This window comes from Bacteroides caccae (genome assembly GCF_002222615.2).
In the GTDB taxonomy this organism is placed as follows: domain Bacteria; phylum Bacteroidota; class Bacteroidia; order Bacteroidales; family Bacteroidaceae; genus Bacteroides; species Bacteroides caccae.
In genome coordinates this window covers 4275865-4294035 of the sequence record NZ_CP022412.2, presented here as the reverse complement: position 1 = coordinate 4294035, position 18171 = coordinate 4275865, and the positions used below count along the sequence as shown (strand labels likewise).

The 18171-nt window shown below is 45.5% G+C and carries 21 protein-coding genes and 2 pseudogenes; 7 read left to right on the top strand and 16 right to left on the bottom strand.

Features of this window, described 5'->3' with window-relative positions:
• Window positions 1-98 precede the first annotated feature (98 nt).
• From CGC64_RS17535 to ung, 3 genes and pseudogenes are all read right to left on the bottom strand, one after another.
• Window positions 99-1754, bottom strand: coding sequence for a tetratricopeptide repeat protein (locus CGC64_RS17535; RefSeq protein WP_005679497.1), 1656 nt, complete (start codon window positions 1752-1754; stop codon window positions 99-101).
• Window positions 1755-1878: 124 nt separating this feature from the next.
• Window positions 1879-2019: pseudogene (locus tag CGC64_RS19375) on the bottom strand (DNA-binding response regulator); the annotation flags it as partial.
• Between the two features lie 150 nt (window positions 2020-2169).
• On the bottom strand, window positions 2170-2832 hold the full coding sequence (gene ung / locus CGC64_RS17525; RefSeq protein WP_005679495.1) for a uracil-DNA glycosylase: 663 nt from the start codon (window positions 2830-2832) through the stop codon (window positions 2170-2172).
• Window positions 2833-3148: 316 nt separating this feature from the next.
• Here ung and CGC64_RS17520 point away from each other — a divergent pair, with 316 nt between their 5' ends.
• From CGC64_RS17520 to CGC64_RS17500, 5 genes and pseudogenes are all read left to right on the top strand, one after another.
• On the top strand, window positions 3149-3448 hold the full coding sequence (locus CGC64_RS17520) for an RNA recognition motif domain-containing protein (RefSeq protein ID WP_005679494.1): 300 nt from the start codon (window positions 3149-3151) through the stop codon (window positions 3446-3448).
• 348 nt (window positions 3449-3796) lie between these two features.
• Window positions 3797-4924, top strand: coding sequence for a DEAD/DEAH box helicase (locus CGC64_RS17515; RefSeq protein WP_005679493.1), 1128 nt, complete (start codon window positions 3797-3799; stop codon window positions 4922-4924).
• A 54-nt stretch (window positions 4925-4978) separates the two neighbouring features.
• Entirely contained in the window at window positions 4979-5428 is a 450-nt protein-coding gene (locus tag CGC64_RS17510; RefSeq protein ID WP_005682818.1) for a cold shock domain-containing protein, read from the top strand.
• Between the two features lie 332 nt (window positions 5429-5760).
• Window positions 5761-6064, top strand: a pseudogene (locus tag CGC64_RS17505) (ISAon1 family transposase N-terminal region protein).
• Between the two features lie 25 nt (window positions 6065-6089).
• Complete coding sequence (locus CGC64_RS17500) at window positions 6090-7043, top strand: ISAon1 family transposase (protein ID WP_441296203.1); 954 nt, start codon at window positions 6090-6092, stop codon at window positions 7041-7043.
• Window positions 7044-7483: 440 nt separating this feature from the next.
• Here CGC64_RS17500 and CGC64_RS17495 read toward each other — a convergent pair whose 3' ends face one another.
• Both CGC64_RS17495 and CGC64_RS17490 read right to left on the bottom strand, forming a co-directional pair.
• Window positions 7484-7777 (bottom strand): helix-turn-helix domain-containing protein, encoded by a 294-nt coding sequence (locus CGC64_RS17495; RefSeq protein WP_005679489.1) that lies wholly within the window; start codon window positions 7775-7777, stop codon window positions 7484-7486.
• A 10-nt stretch (window positions 7778-7787) separates the two neighbouring features.
• Window positions 7788-8075, bottom strand: a complete 288-nt coding sequence (locus CGC64_RS17490) for a helix-turn-helix domain-containing protein (RefSeq protein WP_005679488.1) — start codon at window positions 8073-8075, stop codon at window positions 7788-7790.
• Window positions 8076-8422: 347 nt separating this feature from the next.
• Here CGC64_RS17490 and CGC64_RS17485 point away from each other — a divergent pair, with 347 nt between their 5' ends.
• Together CGC64_RS17485 and CGC64_RS17480 are read left to right on the top strand one after the other, a co-directional pair.
• The gene (locus tag CGC64_RS17485) at window positions 8423-8716 is read left to right on the top strand and encodes a helix-turn-helix domain-containing protein (RefSeq protein ID WP_005679487.1); all 294 of its coding nucleotides are present in this window, start codon (window positions 8423-8425) and stop codon (window positions 8714-8716) included.
• Between the two features lie 57 nt (window positions 8717-8773).
• On the top strand, window positions 8774-9475 hold the full coding sequence (locus CGC64_RS17480; protein ID WP_089421595.1) for an NYN domain-containing protein: 702 nt from the start codon (window positions 8774-8776) through the stop codon (window positions 9473-9475).
• A 97-nt stretch (window positions 9476-9572) separates the two neighbouring features.
• Here the strand turns inward: CGC64_RS17480 and CGC64_RS17475 are convergent, their stop codons facing one another.
• The 11 genes from CGC64_RS17475 to CGC64_RS17430 form a co-directional block, all read right to left on the bottom strand.
• On the bottom strand, window positions 9573-10370 hold the full coding sequence (locus tag CGC64_RS17475) for a PRTRC system ThiF family protein (protein ID WP_005679483.1): 798 nt from the start codon (window positions 10368-10370) through the stop codon (window positions 9573-9575).
• Entirely contained in the window at window positions 10367-11068 is a 702-nt protein-coding gene (locus tag CGC64_RS17470) for a prokaryotic E2 ligase family D protein (protein ID WP_005679482.1), read from the bottom strand. The genes CGC64_RS17475 and CGC64_RS17470 overlap by 4 nt, the downstream gene beginning before the upstream one ends.
• Window positions 11069-11080: 12 nt before the next feature.
• A complete protein-coding gene (locus CGC64_RS17465) occupies window positions 11081-12187 on the bottom strand; it encodes a hypothetical protein (RefSeq protein WP_005679481.1) in 1107 nt (368 codons plus the stop codon).
• Window positions 12188-12231: 44 nt separating this feature from the next.
• Window positions 12232-12453: a PRTRC system protein C gene (locus CGC64_RS17460; RefSeq protein WP_005679480.1), complete on the bottom strand. Its 222-nt coding sequence runs from the start codon at window positions 12451-12453 to the stop codon at window positions 12232-12234.
• Between the two features lie 21 nt (window positions 12454-12474).
• Window positions 12475-13422, bottom strand: coding sequence for a PRTRC system protein E (locus tag CGC64_RS17455; RefSeq protein ID WP_032855563.1), 948 nt, complete (start codon window positions 13420-13422; stop codon window positions 12475-12477).
• Between the two features lie 19 nt (window positions 13423-13441).
• Complete coding sequence (locus CGC64_RS19205) at window positions 13442-13651, bottom strand: hypothetical protein (RefSeq protein WP_004323219.1); 210 nt, start codon at window positions 13649-13651, stop codon at window positions 13442-13444.
• 20 nt (window positions 13652-13671) lie between these two features.
• Entirely contained in the window at window positions 13672-13884 is a 213-nt protein-coding gene (locus CGC64_RS17445; RefSeq protein ID WP_005679477.1) for a hypothetical protein, read from the bottom strand.
• Between the two features lie 91 nt (window positions 13885-13975).
• Window positions 13976-14146, bottom strand: a complete 171-nt coding sequence (locus CGC64_RS18885; protein WP_004323217.1) for a hypothetical protein — start codon at window positions 14144-14146, stop codon at window positions 13976-13978.
• Window positions 14147-14168: 22 nt separating this feature from the next.
• Complete coding sequence (locus CGC64_RS17440) at window positions 14169-15929, bottom strand: DNA topoisomerase (RefSeq protein ID WP_005679476.1); 1761 nt, start codon at window positions 15927-15929, stop codon at window positions 14169-14171.
• Window positions 15930-16023: 94 nt separating this feature from the next.
• On the bottom strand, window positions 16024-16299 hold the full coding sequence (locus CGC64_RS17435) for a DUF4099 domain-containing protein (RefSeq protein WP_005679475.1): 276 nt from the start codon (window positions 16297-16299) through the stop codon (window positions 16024-16026).
• A 46-nt stretch (window positions 16300-16345) separates the two neighbouring features.
• Complete coding sequence (locus CGC64_RS17430) at window positions 16346-18151, bottom strand: DUF3945 domain-containing protein (RefSeq protein ID WP_005679474.1); 1806 nt, start codon at window positions 18149-18151, stop codon at window positions 16346-16348.
• Between the last annotated feature and the right edge of the window lie 20 nt (window positions 18152-18171).

The window sequence follows — 18171 nt, the reverse complement described above, 5'->3', positions numbered from 1 at the left end:
GATGCAATCTTTCAAATCTAACACTCTAATTTAAAATATGCTGATATTCAATGAGTTGTAAAAGATGTATTCTGAGATTTCTAACACAGGTCTAACACCTATCCGAAAAGTGCTAAAAACAACTCCTTATTGGCTGTTTCTGCCGATTTGATACGTGATTTGAGCCGTGACTTGCGAGCATATACATTAGCTACCATATCTTTCATAAACAAACTGATTACTTGTGGAGAGAAACCTACAAAAATATAACAAAGCAGCCGTATGTCAGCTTCTTTCATTGACGGAAAATCATTCCGCAGCTTCTCCATAGCATTATCATGGCAGGTATTTACGATAAGTTCCAGCTCTTGCAGCATTTCATTGTTTTCCGCAAAATCGGTGATAATCTGTTTCACTTCGTGGAACATGGCAGCCTGTTGTGATGCAGTATTCTCACGTTCATAGTAAGTCTTTCCCAGTTTGTCAATGATGTCAAAGCGTGAAGCTATCAAACCTTTTAAATGGCTTTCCGCATTGCGCTGTCCTTCCATGTGTTCCGTCAGGGTTTTGTATTGGAAGTTGGCTTCTTCCGCCAATAGCAGGTAGTGGTCGGTACGTTCACGTTGCAGGCGCAGACGTTGACGGATGATGTAGTATGCTACCCCTAATATCAGAAAAATTACGGTTGCTACGGCAATCTCCCAGATAGTACGGTTCTTCATCCGGTATTCGGCAAAGTTGGAGCGTTCCTTGAAATAGTCACGTTCCACCATACCGGCGGAGAATTGCATATTCGAGCGTGTCAGAGAGTCAGTCAGATAGATATAATGATGTATCTTCTCAGTTGCTTTCTCGAAGTTTCTGGCCTGCGCTTCAATCCGATAAGCGGTGTATTGCAGGTCTGCGATGTCACGAATATCGGTAGAATGTGCTTCTGCAAGTGCCAGATAGTAGCGTGCGCTGTCTATACGGTTTTTCAGTAGATTCGCATCTACTAATGTATGATATCCGTAGAGCGTATCTTGCCGGGCAGAAAGTTCGATACGTTGCAGCAGGTCATGAGGAATTTGTTTCTTGCCTGACACTACATAGAGAGAAGCAAGATTGGTGAGACTGGCTTTGGCTAACTTATCGAACTTGTGTTCATCGGCCAAATCGAGTGCGGCAGAATAGAGCCGCATGGCTTTCTCCATATCTTTCGAATTGAAAGTTGCGGCTGCCATATCGAGAGTTGCTTCTGTTTCTTCGCGAGTGTTATCAGACTGCCGGAAGTTATTGCGAGCTTCACGAAAATAATGATAAGCCCGGCTATAGTTCATCTGGTCATAATACACTTCACCGATTTGACTGTATAAAAGCCCCGCATAATAAGGCTCATTGGTATCTTTCAGTTTCTCTTCAACTTTCAGATAAAGGCGTAACGCTCCCGGCTTGTCTCCTGCACGCAGTTTGACTTTTCCCCAATAATAGAGGGTTTTGCATTGACGGCGTAAATCTTTGGGATGATGTTTGTAATACTCCCAAGCCCGACGAATCAGCGAATCATTTGTTGCTTTGATATGATTCTTGTCTAAAGCCTCTGAATAAAGCAACGCATACTTGGCCTGTTCAGCCTGGCTACCTTCCGATTTGAGTTGTTGTAATATTGTTAAGGCACTATCCGGCTTATTTTGTATCAGTGCTTCCGCCTCGTCAAGCCGGGAAATCTGTTCTCTGTTATAACATCCTGTAAAAAAGAGAATTGCTAATAGTTCGAGTATAATTCTGCATTTCATGCTGTGAATGTAATAAAAATATTTCGAGTTTAGTATGGAATCGTCATATCTTTATTGTTCTTATGGTGTTTAATTTTACAACGGTAGGAAAATATGTAAGTTTGGAAGAAGCCTTGAATACATATTCACGGTTACCTATTACGAGCCATGCTTTGCCGTTATGGTCTTGCTTCAAAACTTGATGTCGGCTGGTGACACGTATATATTGTTGCCTGGCATTGAGTATACGGAAACTGTAAATGTTGGAATAGTCGTTCCGCTGTTTGAGGGCAGATTGATCCCGTTTCAACATGGTGTAATCAATGTCAGTAGCAAAAAGGCATTGTTTGGCCCACATTCTTCCCGGGTAATATCGTTTGATTTATTCATGGTGAATGTTTTGAACGTTGATAGTATATTTTGAGAAGATATTTATTTACCAATCAATTTCTTCTATTCCCTTACTACGCAAAAAAGCATTGGCTTTGCTGAAGTGTTTGCAACCGAAGAAACCATATTCGGCAGAACGGGGAGAAGGATGAACGCTGGTCAGTACCAGATGTTTGCTAGTATCTATCAAAGATAGTTTCTCTTTCGCATAATTTCCCCAAAGCATAAATATCAGATTCTCTCGCTTTTCACTAAGTTTCCTGATAACTGCGTCTGTGAAGATTTCCCAGCCCATATTTCGATGAGAACCGGTTTCGTGCGCTCGTACGGTAAGAACAGAGTTTAGCGGGAATACGCCTTGGGCAACCCAGCGATCCAGGTTACCGGAAGCAGGAATTGGTTTTCCCAGGTCTTGATGTATCTCTTTGAATATGTTGTTTAGTGAACCGGGGATAGCTACTCCCTCAGGTACAGAAAAACAGACTCCGTAATATTGTCCGGGATTGGGATAAGGGTCTTGTCCAAGGATAACTACTTTTACTTTTTCGAAGGGACAGGAATTGAATATATGAAAAATCTGATGTCCGAGAGGGAGGACGTGTGCCCGTTTATATTCATCTTTGACGAATGTAACCAACTTTTCGAAGTATGGTTTATCAAATTCTTCTTGTAATTGCTGTTTCCAACTTTGTTCTATTCTGACATTCATGAGGTGCCCCTTAATAAGTTATACAAAGACAAAAGTAGATATATTGCGAGAGAATATCAAGAATGAGAGACGAAATTGTGTATTTCACCGATTTAGGGTGAATGGTGTGCTAATAAATGATAATTATCGTCTTTCTTCCGAAAAAGAATGAATATAAACGTATTTTTCTGATTTATTACATTATCTTTGTTCCCAGAGTTTGAGTTACGAATTATTATTGTGTAGTTCTTCTTTTTAATATATTATTAGCAAGTAGTCCTCTTCTGTAATTATCCTCCTCACTCCAAAATAGTATTTATTTTAATAAAATTTTTAGATGAACATTTACATTTCAGGTTTAAGTTATGGCACAAATGATGCTGACTTAACAAATTTATTTGCAGAGTTTGGAGAAGTATCTTCTGCTAAGGTTATTTTTGATAGAGAATCTGGTAGATCCAGAGGATTTGCTTTCGTAGAAATGCCGAATGATACAGAAGGACAAAAAGCAATTGACGAATTGAATGGCGTTGAATATGACCAGAAGGTTATTTCAGTAAGCGTTGCACGCCCTCGCACTGAAAGACCGTCTCACGGTGGTGGTCGTGGTGGTTATAATAACTCCAGAAGATATTAATACCCGGATAAAAGCAGAAGATTCTGTCTTCTGCTTTTATATATAAATTATTTCCGTTTCATGATTCATCGTGAAATCCCTTTTACAGAGAATTCGAAAAATCATTTTACATTTAAGTTCTGCTAATTCTGCCTCTTTTGTGTGCAATATCGGAAATTTCTAGTTCTGCACTTTCCATTCTGAAAATAGATTTATTAGACTTTTTTGTAATACAAGCAAGCCTCTGGAAAAAAGAGCAAAGTTTAATAAGTATAATCACAAGTCTATATCAATATTGACTTCGTCGTGAACATTTATATAAGATATGTTTCTGACGGTTTACTTTCAGATATAGCAAAAACAACATTTATGACATTTAAAGAATTAAATATAACCGAGCCGATTTTAAAAGCAATCAAAGAAAAAGGATATACAGTACCGACCCCAATTCAAGAAAAAGCGATTCCTGCCGCATTGGCAAAAAGAGATATATTAGGTTGTGCGCAGACTGGTACAGGAAAGACGGCTTCATTTGCCATTCCTATCATACAACATTTGCAAGTCGTGAGCAAGGAATCTGTCAAGCGTCAGGGTATCAAAGCCTTGATATTGACACCTACCCGTGAACTTGCCCTGCAAATCAGTGAATGCATTGACGATTATTCAAAATATACCCGTGTTCGCCACGGAGTGATCTTCGGTGGTGTAAATCAACGTCCGCAGGTTGATATGTTACGCAAGGGAATTGATATTCTGGTAGCTACTCCGGGACGTCTACTTGATTTGATGAATCAGGGACATATACATCTGGATACTATTCAGTATTTTGTATTGGATGAGGCTGACCGTATGCTTGACATGGGATTTATCCATGATATTAAGCGAATATTGCCGAAACTTCCGAAAGAAAAGCAAACCTTGTTCTTCTCGGCAACAATGCCTGACACCATTGTTACTTTAACCAAATCTCTGTTGAAGAATCCGGTGAAGATTTACATAACACCGAAATCGTCTACTGTGGACTCTATCAATCAGGTTGTGTACTTCGTAGAGAAGAAAGAGAAAAGTCAATTATTAATTTCAATTTTGCAAAAAGCAGAAGACCAATCGGTACTTATCTTCTCGCGTACGAAGCATAATGCCGATAAGATTGTTAAGATATTAGGTAAGGCTGGGATCGGTAGTCAGGCTATACACGGAAATAAGAGTCAGGCGGCAAGACAGTCCGCATTGGGTAATTTTAAGTCGGGGAAAACCCGGGTTATGGTTGCTACTGATATTGCTTCCAGAGGAATCGATATAAGTGAGTTGCCTATGGTTATTAATTATGATCTCCCGGATGTTCCCGAGACGTATGTACATCGTATCGGTCGTACAGGAAGAGCAGGAAATACAGGGACAGCACTTACATTCTGTTCGCAGGAAGAACGTAAACTGGTTAATGATATTCAGAAGTTGACCGGTAAGAAACTCAATAAGGCTAATTTCACTTTTTGAAATTAGCCTCTTACATTATTCATTAAAAATAAGTATAAATTAAATATGATTTCTATGGCAAAATCCATGACAGTAGGTAAACGTGAAAATGAAAAGAAAAGACTCGCTAAACGAGAGGAAAAATTAAAGAAGAAAGAAAGCAAAAAATTGTCGGGAAAAGCGAATAGCTTTGAAGATATGATTGCTTATGTAGATGAGAACGGAATGATAACTTCCACTCCTCCAACGGAAGATATTAAAAAAGAGGAAATAAATCCCGATGAAATAATCATTGCAACTCCCAAAAAGGAAGAGGAAGAACCGGCTATCTTAAGAGGAAGGGTTGAATTTTTTAATGAGGCTAGGGGATTTGGCTTTATTAAAGATCTTAACGGTGTTGAAAAGTATTTCTTCCATGTAAATAATGTTGTTGGCAATATTGTAGAAAACAACATTGTGACATTTGATCTTGAGCGTGGTACGAAAGGTATGAATGCAGTTAATATCTGTCTTGAAAAGCAATAATCCGTTATTAAAGTTTTATTTTGTAATTCGTATAAAGCGGACATGAAAATAAGATCTTTGGGCAATACAAGTTTTGATTTGATATTTGAAACATTTAATAGGACTTTTGCTGCCTATGATACTCGAGAACAGGAACAGTGTGAAAATATCTGATATGCCCAACGAAATTAGATCTGTATCTATCGGAGCATTCGATATGATAGCTGATTTCTGGGATTTAGGGGAATGTTACTGTTGGAAGACGCTTTTCTGACTGAGTCCCTTCAGGATCAATGAATAACCCTGAGGGTTAAATATATAAATTGTTATCTTTGTCTCCAAATTAATTGCTTATGAAGTTAAATGGTTATCACCTTTTTCTTCCAGAAGGAACTTTGGATTACTTTGATCTTGTTGATGTGAAGGAAAGAGCTCCCCGAGAAGTATGCTGGTCAAGAAACAGAGAGTAAAGGGTCTTATGAGCCTGTTGTTGTTCAAGACTTTCCTCTTCGTGGCAAGAAAGTCTTTTTGAACCTCCGTCGTCGCCGTTGGATTTTGAAAAGCAGCAATGAGTATATTTCCCGCAATTGGCGTATGGTGGCTGAGGGTACTCGTTTGACGCAAGACTTTGCGTCTTTTTTAAAAGAACTATATTGATAATTATCCGATCAGTTGCAAGTTATTGGGTACTTTATATGGCGTTGACGGGGATTTGTTGGAACGTCAATACCGCAACCATTTAAGTAATTACCTACACTGGGATCAGCTTGCTCACGCAGAGAACTGGCTCCTGTTTGAGAAGAACATTGGTGCCTACGTCTGCATTGACGAAGTGGCTCTTTCCCGTGGAGAACTCTATACTGTGTTGATTAATAAAGAGACTCACGGTGGTAAAGGCAGTATTATTGGTATCATTAAAGGTACGGATGTTTGCACGGTTACCTCTGTCCTGCTTAAACTTTCGCGTCGTCGCCGCTACCAGGTGCGTGAGATAACATTGGATATGGCTCCCAATATGGAACAGATTGCCCGGACTTGCTTCCCTGCTGCCAAACGGGTTACGGATCGTTTCCATGTACAGAAATTAGCGTATGAAGCGGTTCAGGAGATGCGGGTGAAAGCTCGCTGGGAGGCTTTGGACGAAGAGTCCATACAGATAGCTTACGCCAAGGCCTGCGGAAAGATGTATCATGCGCCCGTTTTCGCCAATGGAGATACAAGAAAACAGTTGCTGGCAAGGAGTATTTATCTGCTTTACAAAAAAGAATCTCTATGGACTCAGTCTCAAAGGATACGGGCCGAGATTCTATTTAAAGAATATCCCGATATAAAGAAAGGATATTATATGGCCATGCGGTTAGGATCAATCTATCATCAGTGTAAGTTTAAAGATATAGCTTTGACAAGGCTTGCAAGGTGGTATGATGAAGTAGACAAAGCGGGGTTTCTCACCTTTGGAAGGGTAGCGCGCTCGATACAAACGTACTATATGAATATAATAAACTTCTTTGAAAGAAGGGCTACCAATGCAGCAGCAGAGTCATTTAATGCTAAAATCAAAGCGTTCAGGGCACAGTTCAGAGGAGTAAGAGATAAAGCATTTTTCTTGTACAGACTCGCTAAATTATATGCATAAAAACGAAAGCCCTCAGATTCTTACGTTGATCCCCCCTTTATCCCACTATTTTGCCTATTCTTGGAAAAGAAAAATCCCCGAACTTCTTTGAAATTCAGAGATTTACATCGTCTTTCTTTTCTTAAAAGTGGTGCCACCAAGAATCGAACATTCAAAGTTCTTTGTTTTTAAAGTCCTGATAGACAGCACTAAATATTATATCGTTAAAATCGAAACCATTGAATTAGCCATATACCTAATCTCAATTATTTCAATCTTTATCGCTGTCATTTTTTGACGGTGTAAAGATATGGAAAAGGTTCGATTCCTCCAAATAGTATTGGGATAAAATTACAGAAAACTTTATAATGTATTCATTTATACTGGAATGAACGGCATATATATGAAGAGAATGTCTTTAGGAAAATTCCCGAAGACGTTCTCTTCTATATTGTCGGCTTTTAAAAAGCTTCCATCCTGTTTTCATCCAGCAGTTTTATAATATCCTTTTCTTTATAAAGTATCCTGCCTCCCAGCCGGTAATAGGGGATAAGTCCGGTTGTCCTGTGTTCAACCAGTGTCCGGCGTGTTATCTTCAGTGATTCGGACAGTTCAGCTTCGGTGATATACCTGTCACCGTTCAGGACAGGCCTGTATCTGTCCGGTTTGCTTTTTAAGAGTTCAGTGATGTGTCCAATATCCTGGAAGAAGCGGATAATCTCCGGACTTTCCCTTGTCAGTAAGTCATGTGCCATATTTCTTTGCTTAATTGTTTCCTTTTTGTAACAGTCCTTCCATGTATGTGATGATGTCTTTTTTCCGGTAATAGATTTTCCTGTCTATCCTGCTGTACGGGATTTTTCCCGTGCTGCGTAAAGTAAGCAACTTTCTTGGAGAGATATCCATCATGATACATGCTTCCTGATTGTCCATCCATTCCGTCAGTCTTTCCTCCTGCCGTATTCCTCTTCCTGTCCGGATATCTCGGATAATTGAGCTTAACGCCTGCTTTATTTCTTCAAATGTTGTGGCTTCGATACTGATCACTTCCATAAGCTTTTGATTTTTTGTCCGATGCAAAGATATGCTGCCGGTAAGTTTGTCTCCAAGTCTCTGACTACAGGTGTCAGCAGATGTCGTCAGATTTCACGGATAGCTGGTCAAATTGTAAATCGTATTTACAATTTGTACCCGAACTTTACAACATCCGGGATTACATTTTACAGTGCTTTTTGTAATTTTTTATTTTATATTTCTTTGTGAATTAGAATGTTATGTAAAAAGATGGATTCGTTTTTTTGAATCCGGCATGTAATTTTCATTATAGTGTAATATACTCTTGTAGTGCGCACAGGAAGAGTATTCAGGTAATCACTTTTTAAAACAATGGAGGATATGCCATGATGTATATAGATAATGAGGTACTTGAGAAAATGATAATGACTATGGTGGAAGGTTTTAATCGCCTTGAAAAGAAACTTGACCGTATGAACCGCCTGAAAGACTGCCTGGACGGCGACACCTTGCTGGATAACTGTGACCTTGCGCAGCTTCTGGGCGTGACGCAACGGACCATTGCCCGTTACCGTGAAAAGGGGCTTATCCGCTACTACCAGACGGACGAGAACGGTAAGAATTTTTATCGTAGTTCGGAAATACAGGATTTTTTGCGGCAGAGGGGAAAGAAAAAATAGGTTCAATTATTTATATTTGCGGGAACCTGTTATATTTTTGCAGCTTAAGGATTCGGTATGAAAAAAGAAAAAGATTTGTTTGTCGCGGTTTTGATTGACGGCGATAACGCTTCTTCCGAGAAGATGGAAGATGTGATGCGGTTTGTATCTCGCTATGGTACTGCCGTTGTGAGACGTATATATGGTGACTGGACTAAAAAAAAACTTTCCGGTTGGAAGGATGCGGCAAGGGATTATTCGTTCAGGATGGTGCAGGCTTCCTCTTTTGTGCAGGGAAAGAATACGACGGATATTGCGTTGGTTATGGATGCGATGGACATCCTGCATGAGGGGCGGGTCGGTTGTTTTTGTCTGGTTGCCAGTGACGGGGATTATACCTTGCTGGCACAACGTATCAGGGAGAGTGGCCTGATGGTTCTTGGTTACGGGGAGGGAAAGACGCCGGTGGCACTGGTACGTTCCTGTACCGGGTTTCTGTTAGCTGACCGGAAGGAGGAGAAGCCTTTTCAGGAAAATACACCTGAATTTTTTATTCAAAGAGATATGGAATACTTTGATAAGGCTTTTGAACAGGCTGCTGATGGTAAGGCGGAGGTTAGCCTGTCTTTGATTGGAGGTGCGCTGAAGAAGCTGATGCCCAAATTCAAAGTGAAAAGGTATGGCTGCAGGACGCTTGGCAAATTGTATGAAAGGCTTGAGAAATACGAACTGGTTAAAACAGGAAAGGGTGTTGCCGGATTAGTGCGGATTAAGTCCTGAATCCGGTTCCGGTTTTATACGGATTGAAAAAAAATACCGATGCTTCCCTTGTCGCAGCAACTGTTGGCGGCAAGGGAGGCTGTCTGTTTCACATGGCTTATACCGGTATCGGATTAACCCGGAGTGTGTCCAGATTGATATATGCTCCCCGGTACAGGGTTCTTCCTTCCTTGAACATCTTCCATAGAATGTCACAGCCGACTTGTGCCAGTATGGAGTTGATGTACAGGTCCTGTCTTTCCAGTGCTTCCGCCAGTGAGCAGCTCGGTCCGGAGTCCTTCTCTTCTATTGTGGAATAGTTCACCTCCTCGGTGATGACATTCATTCCGGGTACCGGCATGAATTCTTTTGATGCCGGTTGCCGTATCTTGTTGCGGACAGTACCTATGAAGACTTGCCCGGTGGTTTGCGCATTCCCGAAATCCATCCAGTAATAAACCGCCCTTTCATTGTTTACGGAGGCCTCCCTGTATTTTTTCAGGAATCTCCACAGTTCCAGTCGTGAGCGGGTATTGTCCGTGCAGGTGATGATGATATTTGCCGGCCTTGTCCTGTCATCCCTGTTTTCCTGTGTTTTCCGTACGGGATAGCGGCAGTTTTCCGCCGTCCATGTTGTTCCGAAAAAACGGTTGACGCGTGTGACGGCCGCTGTCGCCTTGCCTTGCCCCAGCTCCGTCTCACTGAAAAGCTGGCGTCCTATGTTGGCTTCCGTGATAATGTCGGGATCGAATACGGTGACGTGCAGTCCCGGATGTCCCAGTGCCTGCAACGCGACGTTCATGCGTGCCAGGTTGGTTATGACCTGTGATCCCGTGCCCCCTGCACCCGCAACATGGATGGTGACGGGATGGTAAGGTTTCAGCAGGTAGCTGTCCGTATAATGAATCTTTTTCATGCCAGTATGTCTTTAAGTTTCTTCCCGGATTGTTGTAACTCGCTGTAATCAAACGGATTGTTCCGTACATGTTCTGTTACTGAAACCAGATTGCTGCGGGTCGGGTTCCTGCCGCCTCCCAAATGTGAGAACTCGCTCATCCAGAAACGCTTTTCCCAGTATTCCTGAAATTCATGAAAATCCATGTCCTGCGGTTTCTTTAGCGATGAGTTGCCCAGGCAGACGTCCGCCCCGGTTACATTGAAGAACGGTGCCAGATACAGTTCTGTCCGCTCTTCGGGGATTGTTCCCTTGAAGGCGTGTATGTCCATGCATTCCCGTTCCACCACGTAGATGACGCCCGGTACGTTGAATGTCCCGTTTGTAATGTGCAGCCCGTCCTGGAAGTACATTTTTCTCTTCTGCGGCGGATTGTACCATATGTACCTTTCGCGGCCTTTTCTGGAGTCGCACAGGAGCATGTTCCCGGGGATGCGTCCGTGCGGGATTCCGCTCATGCTTTCCGTGTATGATTCCACCAGTGAGTTCATGAACTCATAGGTTACCGGAATGCCGGCTCCCATCCGTCCTTTCTCATTGACAGGCCTAAGTTCGAGATAACTTCGCGGGATCGAGTAACCTGCCGTTTCGCATTCATAGGCGACAAGTACCGCTCTGGGATGCATGATTTGCTGCATCTGTATTGTCAGTTCATTCATTTTCCTGTTTTATTAGAAGTTGTTTGTAATGAGTTTTGTGAAGCGTGCGAGCCATTGGGAGAACCGCTCCGGAAAGTCATCCATGGAGAAAGGCTTTTCCGTGTCCGGCGTCAGGTGGAATGTCGTGACGGGTGTGATCGCGTATGATTCCTGGTAGTCCGAGTTGAAATAGCTTTCCATTTCGTCGTTCATGGCGTCCTTTACCGACCAGGTGACCATGATCTGCGTCTCCAGTCCCACCGGCCTGAAATCAGGTGCCTCCTCGTATGCCCAGTCGTAGGAGTATTGCATGATGCTCGGGCTGCCGTGTGAAATGTATGCCGTACCTTCCGTGAGCAGTTCCAGCAATGCCCGCTCATAGTTCTTCTTTGTATGGTATTTCCGTATTTCCCCCTCCAGGTCCGCAAGAAATCCCTTTGGATTGTCCATTCTCTTCAGTATACGGTGCGCCTTCCCTTTTTCATACAGTCTGGCAAGTGCGGCCTTGCGTCTGATCTCTCCTGCCGTCGCCTCTTCGTCGTAGAGCCTGTAGTCTTCCAGGTAATCGTGTGCCATTTCGTAGTAGCTGGTATCCGTGCTTTTGGGTATGCCATGGTGTCGGGCGAGCTGTCGGATAAATTCCAGTGCTATCCTTCCGAGTTTTTCCGGCAGTCTCTCCGTGAATTCCAGCGGTATCCAGAACAGTTTATACTCCGGCCACTCATGGAACCGGTAGAGGCAGAAGTACAGCCTTCCGTTCTCCTCTTCCAGGTTGACATGCTCCGGGAGTATGGTGTCCATTGCCCGGTACAGTTTGATGATGTTCATCCTCGGTGATTTCCTGGTCGGGCGGAAAGGAAGCCTGAGGCCGACAAGCCCGCTGTATCTGAGTGCCGAACGGTACAGGAAATCAAAATTCTCCCTTGTCGTAAGGTTGATTTTTTCTCCCGCGCGGCTCTCCATATAGTAATCGGGGGTAACGGGGAGAATTCTCCCCGTTAGAAAATCATTACGGTTCCTGCCGGCGGCAGCCTTCTTTTCTTTCTGCTGCCGGTTCCCCGGCTGATGTCTGTGCATCCGGCCTCGCTGATAATAAGTCGTGCCAGGTCTTCCGTTTGTAGTTCCGATAGCTGTCTGCATGCTGTCTCCTCCTTTTTCTTAGGGTTTGTTTTCTTTGCCATGGCTTATCCTTTCGTTCCTATGGTGGTTTTGAACCGGTATACCGCGCGGTCCTCTTCGAGTTCCGGCCCGTGCAGGGTTGCCGTGGTCAGTTCCGGATAGTTTATGGAATAGAAGTCCGTCACTTCGGAAAGGGACATTCTGCTGTCCGGGTCTTCCAGTGTCAGGGTGCCATTTCCTTTTTTCAGGATGAATACTCTTTTGAGTCCTTTGATATCAAGTGCCATATTATTTAAAGTTTTAATGGTTTAACAACATATAAGCTCCGCCTGTGTCTCGTCCTTCATACGGCATTCCTGCGGGAAGTCTATGTATTCCGCATACGGGTCTTCACGCAACAGTTCCCTGTCATTTTCATCGTCCTTGTCAAAAGTGAGCGCTTCTGTGGCCGGTTGTGGCGGTGACTGGTATTCCCTGCCCGTATTTTCCCGGGTTGTCTGTATGACGGTTGCTTGCGGCTGCAGGGGAACGGGTTGCGGTGTTCCCGGATAATATTGTGGTACGGGCTGCGGCTGTACTATCTGCGGCCGAGGCACCGGTTGTTGTACCGTTTGCGGGATTGCCTGCTGTACAGGCTGTTGTGGAGGTTGTGACGTGAACATCCGCATTTGTCCGTCAGGCCGGTTTCCGTTCGCCGTACCGTTTGCGGGCGGCTGTTGTGGGAGCGGCTGTGTATCCGTTTCAGGAAACAGGCAGCCCTGTGACGACTCCTTCTGCACTTCCTGTATCCTTGCCTCTATCTGTTTCTGCCTGTCCGTATCTGCGAGTACCTTGGCCTGCCTGAGGCAGGTTGTCGCTTCCGAGTATTTTCCTGCCGTGAACGCCTCCTCCGCACGTTTGAGGAGTTTTTCCATCTTTTCCTGTTTTTCACGTGCCTCTTTTGTCTTCTTGTCGTTGGCGGTTCCGGTCGCCTTGCCTTGTGTTGCGGTCAGCCGTGCCTGTTGCTCGAAGGTTTCAAGGTTGGTGAGGATTCCCTGCGCTTTCTGCAGCGGTGTGGTGATGATTTGCAGGAATTGTCCGTCCAGTTCCATGGGGGTGCCGTTGAGTATGAGCGGCACGATGGCCTGTCCGGCTTCATCCTTGAGTGTTGTACGCCTGGGCATTACCGCTACGGACAGTTTTCCGTCCGTTCTCCTGATGTTGATGTTCAGGTCTGTGCCTGCCGACATCATCTGATAAATTGATTGGAAAAACATAATGGTTGTTTTTTTATTGTTATACATAGGTTTCCTTGAGATATGTCTTCAGAATTTCGTCTCTGTCCGGTCGCTTCGTGATGTCAAGCAGTGGCTTGAGATAATACCCGATGTTTCTGGGCTCATCAACCGTATTGGGAAATCTTCTCTTTGCAGGCCTGATGCTGCGCGTTGTCGGCCACAGTGCGGGTGCGACCGGAGCTGACGGGGTGAATTTCCTTGTTTCCATTTCATTTGTTGTTTAAGGGTTTATAATATCATTCCGATAAGGATCAGAATGCTGAGAATTGTCGCCAGGAACGGGAGGAGCCTTAGTAAAATACGGATTATGCCTTCCGCCATTGTCAGTAACAGGATGGTATATACCGGAATTATGCCTTTGCGGCATAGCAGGATTATTGCTGCGGCTGCCAGCAGTGTGACCGCCGGCTTGCAGATGCTTGCGATGGATTTCTGTTTCATGTCCTTGTTGTTTTTATGAGTGTATGATTATCCCTTCGGGATCTGTTTTCCCGATTTTACAGGCCTCCTTCCCCCGGATTGCCCTTTTGTGTCAAGGCTTGGCGAAAGAAAATACCGGAGCGCAGCGAGGATGATTTTCTTTCAGCCGACCGGCCCGCAGGGCTGCCTTGACACGAATACGGGGTAATCCGGTACCTTTGCCGCCTAAAAGCGGCATAACAGATGTCTGACAAATAAAAAATGCAGACTTTTCAGCCTGCATTTCCCGTTCCTATATATAGCTTCTATCTTTCACATTTCCGGAAGATATCTTCCGTTACCTCTCCCGAGAGTTTGAGTACCCCTTTCATGAATTCTTCCTGTGTAAGCTTTCCCCTTTCCATTCGTGCCAGTTGCGCCTCCCAGCCCGAAGTCAGTGCGGTTCCCGCTATTTTCATGTTCCGTACCGTCTCATATATGTAAAGCCCCTTTCGTGTGGGGATGATGTATTTGCCTGAATAACGTACATATTTGCGGTCAATCAGGGTCTGCAGGATTCCTGTACGCGTGGCCGGCGTTCCCAGTCCGGCAGTGTCCATGTAGGTGATCAGTTCCGCGTCGGTATATGCGGATACGGGCAGGTCCTTCCTGTGTATCAGGCTGCATCCGGTAACAGCGGCCGTCTCCCCGTTTTCCAGTTGCGGGATGGGGGATAAGCCGTATTCCCTTCCTGCAATGACGCTTTCCCTTTCGAATATGCCGAACCATCCCTTTTCAATGATGCGGCATGCATGACACCGGAAATTTCGTGCGGCACATACGGCATCCACGGTGGTGTATTCCGCCCTGCATGCGGGCATGAAGGCTTCCAGCATCCGTCCGATAATCATCATGTACAGCTGCATCTCCTCCCGGTTTAATCCTTCCGGATATGTATCGGTAATGATGATGGCGTGGTGTTCCGCCGCCTGTCCTTCGTCGACAACCTTGTCCGGCAGGTCGAATATGTTGATCCCCATGCTTCTGACATACGGTCGGAATTCCTTCCTGTTCAGGATTTTTTCCATGATACGGGGCAGTTTGTCGTAAACGTCCCGTGGAAGGAAACGTCCGGCAGTTCGCGGATAGGAAATCAGTTTCTTCTCATAAAGTCTCTGTGCGATTTCAAGTGATTTTCCGGCAGTCATTCCGTAATAGTTGTTGGCGTCTTTCTGGAGTTCGGTCAGGTTGTAGAGGGCTGGAGGCTCTATCTCCCTGATCTGCCTGCTGACAGCGGTGACGCGTGCATGTCCGGCCAGTTTGCAGTCACTGTAAAGCCGTGCAGCCGCCTCCCGGTCCGTGAATTCTTCCGTGCAGCGCATTTTGAGCAGGGTGTTATTTTTGCACAGGCTGATAAAAACCGGAAAGGTGTCCGTGGCAATGTGGTTCTCACGTTCACGGTAACGGCTGCTTATGGCTGCCAGTACGGGTGTCTGCACCCGTCCCAGTGAGTTGTTTCCCGTTCCGGTCGCCTGGCAGAGGGCATAGCTGGCGTTGAGTCCCAGTACCCAGTCCGCCTTGTTGCGGCTGTCCGCTGCCAGAAACATGCGATCATACAGGCTGCCGGGCCTGAGGCTGCCCATTCCTTCCAGCACGGCTTCGTCCGTAAGTGACGAGATCCATAGACGGCGGTAGGGTTTCCTGCATTCCAGATACCGGTAAAGGTACCTGAAGACCATTTCTCCCTCCCGGGAGGCGTCGGTGGCCGCAATGATACTTTCGCAGGCGTCGAATACTTTTTCGATCACTTTCAGCTGGAGGACCGCGTTGATGTCCGGTATCCATCCCGTATCGGTCCTGATGTGTTTTACCATCAGTCTGAAAGGGGCGGGATTTATCGGGAAGTCCCCGCGTTCCGGGCGGTCCATCCCGTAATCCTTCGGCATGGCCAGTGAAAGCATGTTGCCGAAGGTCCATGTCACCATGTACCCGTTCCCGCTCATGTATCCGTCCTCTCTGGTATGTGCTCCCAGAATTCTTGCTATCTCTTTTCCCACATTGGGCTTGTCTGTCAATATCGCAATCATGATCTTCTTTCATTTGATGTTCCCCGTACCTTCGCAATAAAACCGGTACGGGGAAATTGTGTATACTTTTGATTCTGTCTGTATGGGGCAGGGATTATCCGCCGGCTTCGCTTTCCGCTTCGGGACTGATCCCGTTGATTTCCATTACCGGCTTTCCGTCCGTCCCCACCGTGATCCTGAGGGTGGCGTCCATTGTTAAGCGGAGTGCGGGAGTACGGATTTTCAATGGGACGGTTTCCGTTTCCTCCCCTTGCAGGAGCAGTTCCATGTCCCCGCTTTTTTCCAGTTCTTCTTTGTGGATACCGATGGTCTCCAGTGTTTTCCAGTCAAGGTCTTCCTTTCTGAATATCCGGTTGTCATTCTGCTTCATGTCTTTTTCTCTTATGAATGGTTAATGATTCTTTTTTGTATTCTTTTTATACGGCCTGTCTGCTTCCTTTCTTCTGTTCCTGCTGCCGGTTTTGCGTGTCGTCCGCCTGTGCGGCACGCCGGGCCGTATTGCGGCGTATGTCGGGATTTTCCTGGAAGTATTGCAGCTGTCCAGAATTTGCGTTCACTTTCAGGTAGGAACTGAATGTCTTGTTGTTGGCGCTTTTCAGGTCCGATACGAGTATGGTTTTTCCGTCCTGCAGGTTGGCCCGTTCCTGTGCCGTGAATACATGCCCGTATACTTCCGCCGGAACGACCGGCACCTGGCGCTCGCTGAAACCGTCCGGTGTACGCGAGTATTGCGGCCTGCCCGTATTCATGTCCAGTTTGACGAAGGAGGAGAACTCTTCCCCCTTGCGGTTGAGCATGTTTTCAAGGAAGACGGGTTGCCCCTTGCGTAGTGCCTCCTTGTCCTCGGGAGTCAGTAGCACGTTGCAGATTTCCTTCGGGATGTATATTTCCCCGTTCTCCGGATTATGGCGTGTATATTGCGGCCGGCCGGTCACCTTGTCCAGCGTGACGAAAGAGGAGAACAGCGCTCCGTCGGTGCGTTTCATGTCCTCTACAAGGATGGTATGTCCTTCGCTGAGCATCTTGATCTGGTTGGGTGAAAGCTGTACGCCTCCCAGGCTCTGCTGGTTGAACCCTTTGCTTTCCGGATAGATGAATTCCAGCCCCCTGCGTTCCGCGCTGTATTGGAGTGTGGCGTCGAACGGCTTCCCGTTTTTTGAGGTCATTCCGTCCACATATACCGGTTGTCCTTCCTTCAGCGCGTTTATTTCATCCGCTGTCAGTCTGATACCTTTCACTTCACTTGGTATGTATACGTTTTCCTGTCGTACAGCAACCAGTTCGTTGGTATTCTTGTCAATGGAGATGAGACAGGGTGTATAGGATCCTCCGTTCAGGTTCAGTTCCGCCACCCGTCCCATGTTTCCCGTCTCACGGAGGTTCTTCTTGTCCTCTTCCGTGAAGATGTGCCCGAAATAGGGCCTTTCCAGTTCCGGTTCCTTGCGGATACCGTGGATACCCAGACCGATCTGCCCGTCCGGCATGGTGATGAATGAGAGGCGTGCGTCCAGTTTGACCCTGGCACCTGTCAGCGCCAGTGTTAGGGGAACCAGTTTGTTGGTTTTGTATCCTTTCAGCATGGAATCCAGCAGTCCCTGTTGTTCGAGGGAAGTTTTGGAGACGCCCATCTTTTCCAGTGCGTCCCAGTTTACCATGTTCTCGTCATAACGGTAGCGTGGTGCCTGCTGTTCCTGCGGTTGTCCTGTTGAAACTGTCGGTTGTGGTACCTGTTCCTGCGGGTTTGATTTTTGTTTCTTTGCCATTGTTTCTGTTTCTTTTTCGTTCTTACTCTGTTCCTTGTTTTCTCTCGGCCGGATTTCGTAGCGTTTGAGGAACTCTTTTACTGCGTCCGTTTCCTTGCCTTGTGACAAATCTTTGATTGCCTGCCTGTTCTGCTTGTAATCATGGATGGTCATTCGTATGAGCCTGAAATGTGTAGGTTCCTTGAGCTGGCTCCAGAAGTTCCTGATGAAGTTTTCGAGGATACTGGAGTTTTTCTCGAATTTCAGAAAGGAGTTTTCGTTCTTTTCTTCTGCAGGAACCGTCCTGACCTTTCCTTCCCCGTCAATTTCGCTGACAGCTTGCACACCGGCTTTGGGGTCCTCCTTGTTGTGGACAAACAGTAGTTCGTTGATTTGTTCCACATAGGGCTTTTCTTTGGCGGATTTCTGCGTTTTGCGCGTCCGCTTCGGTTTTTCTTTCACTTCTTTTTCTTGTGCCATGATCCATCATTTTGAGATTA

Excerpts from the sequence above, each read along its gene's own strand:
- CGC64_RS17535 (WP_005679497.1), bottom strand. The coding sequence starts at position 1,754 with ATGAAATGCAGAATTATACTCGAACTATTAGCAATTCTCTTTTTTACA.
- ung (WP_005679495.1), bottom strand. The coding sequence starts at position 2,832 with ATGAATGTCAGAATAGAACAAAGTTGGAAACAGCAATTACAAGAAGAA.
- CGC64_RS17520 (WP_005679494.1), top strand. The coding sequence starts at position 3,149 with ATGAACATTTACATTTCAGGTTTAAGTTATGGCACAAATGATGCTGAC.
- CGC64_RS17515 (WP_005679493.1), top strand. The coding sequence starts at position 3,797 with ATGACATTTAAAGAATTAAATATAACCGAGCCGATTTTAAAAGCAATC.
- CGC64_RS17510 (WP_005682818.1), top strand. The coding sequence starts at position 4,979 with ATGGCAAAATCCATGACAGTAGGTAAACGTGAAAATGAAAAGAAAAGA.
- CGC64_RS17495 (WP_005679489.1), bottom strand. The coding sequence starts at position 7,777 with ATGGCACATGACTTACTGACAAGGGAAAGTCCGGAGATTATCCGCTTC.
- CGC64_RS17490 (WP_005679488.1), bottom strand. The coding sequence starts at position 8,075 with ATGGAAGTGATCAGTATCGAAGCCACAACATTTGAAGAAATAAAGCAG.
- CGC64_RS17485 (WP_005679487.1), top strand. The coding sequence starts at position 8,423 with ATGATGTATATAGATAATGAGGTACTTGAGAAAATGATAATGACTATG.
- CGC64_RS17480 (WP_089421595.1), top strand. The coding sequence starts at position 8,774 with ATGAAAAAAGAAAAAGATTTGTTTGTCGCGGTTTTGATTGACGGCGAT.
- CGC64_RS17475 (WP_005679483.1), bottom strand. The coding sequence starts at position 10,370 with ATGAAAAAGATTCATTATACGGACAGCTACCTGCTGAAACCTTACCAT.
- CGC64_RS17470 (WP_005679482.1), bottom strand. The coding sequence starts at position 11,068 with ATGAATGAACTGACAATACAGATGCAGCAAATCATGCATCCCAGAGCG.
- CGC64_RS17465 (WP_005679481.1), bottom strand. The coding sequence starts at position 12,187 with ATGCAGACAGCTATCGGAACTACAAACGGAAGACCTGGCACGACTTAT.
- CGC64_RS17460 (WP_005679480.1), bottom strand. The coding sequence starts at position 12,453 with ATGGCACTTGATATCAAAGGACTCAAAAGAGTATTCATCCTGAAAAAA.
- CGC64_RS17455 (WP_032855563.1), bottom strand. The coding sequence starts at position 13,422 with ATGTTTTTCCAATCAATTTATCAGATGATGTCGGCAGGCACAGACCTG.
- CGC64_RS19205 (WP_004323219.1), bottom strand. The coding sequence starts at position 13,651 with ATGGAAACAAGGAAATTCACCCCGTCAGCTCCGGTCGCACCCGCACTG.
- CGC64_RS17445 (WP_005679477.1), bottom strand. The coding sequence starts at position 13,884 with ATGAAACAGAAATCCATCGCAAGCATCTGCAAGCCGGCGGTCACACTG.
- CGC64_RS18885 (WP_004323217.1), bottom strand. The coding sequence starts at position 14,146 with ATGCAGGCTGAAAAGTCTGCATTTTTTATTTGTCAGACATCTGTTATG.
- CGC64_RS17440 (WP_005679476.1), bottom strand. The coding sequence starts at position 15,929 with ATGATTGCGATATTGACAGACAAGCCCAATGTGGGAAAAGAGATAGCA.
- CGC64_RS17435 (WP_005679475.1), bottom strand. The coding sequence starts at position 16,299 with ATGAAGCAGAATGACAACCGGATATTCAGAAAGGAAGACCTTGACTGG.
- CGC64_RS17430 (WP_005679474.1), bottom strand. The coding sequence starts at position 18,151 with ATGGCACAAGAAAAAGAAGTGAAAGAAAAACCGAAGCGGACGCGCAAA.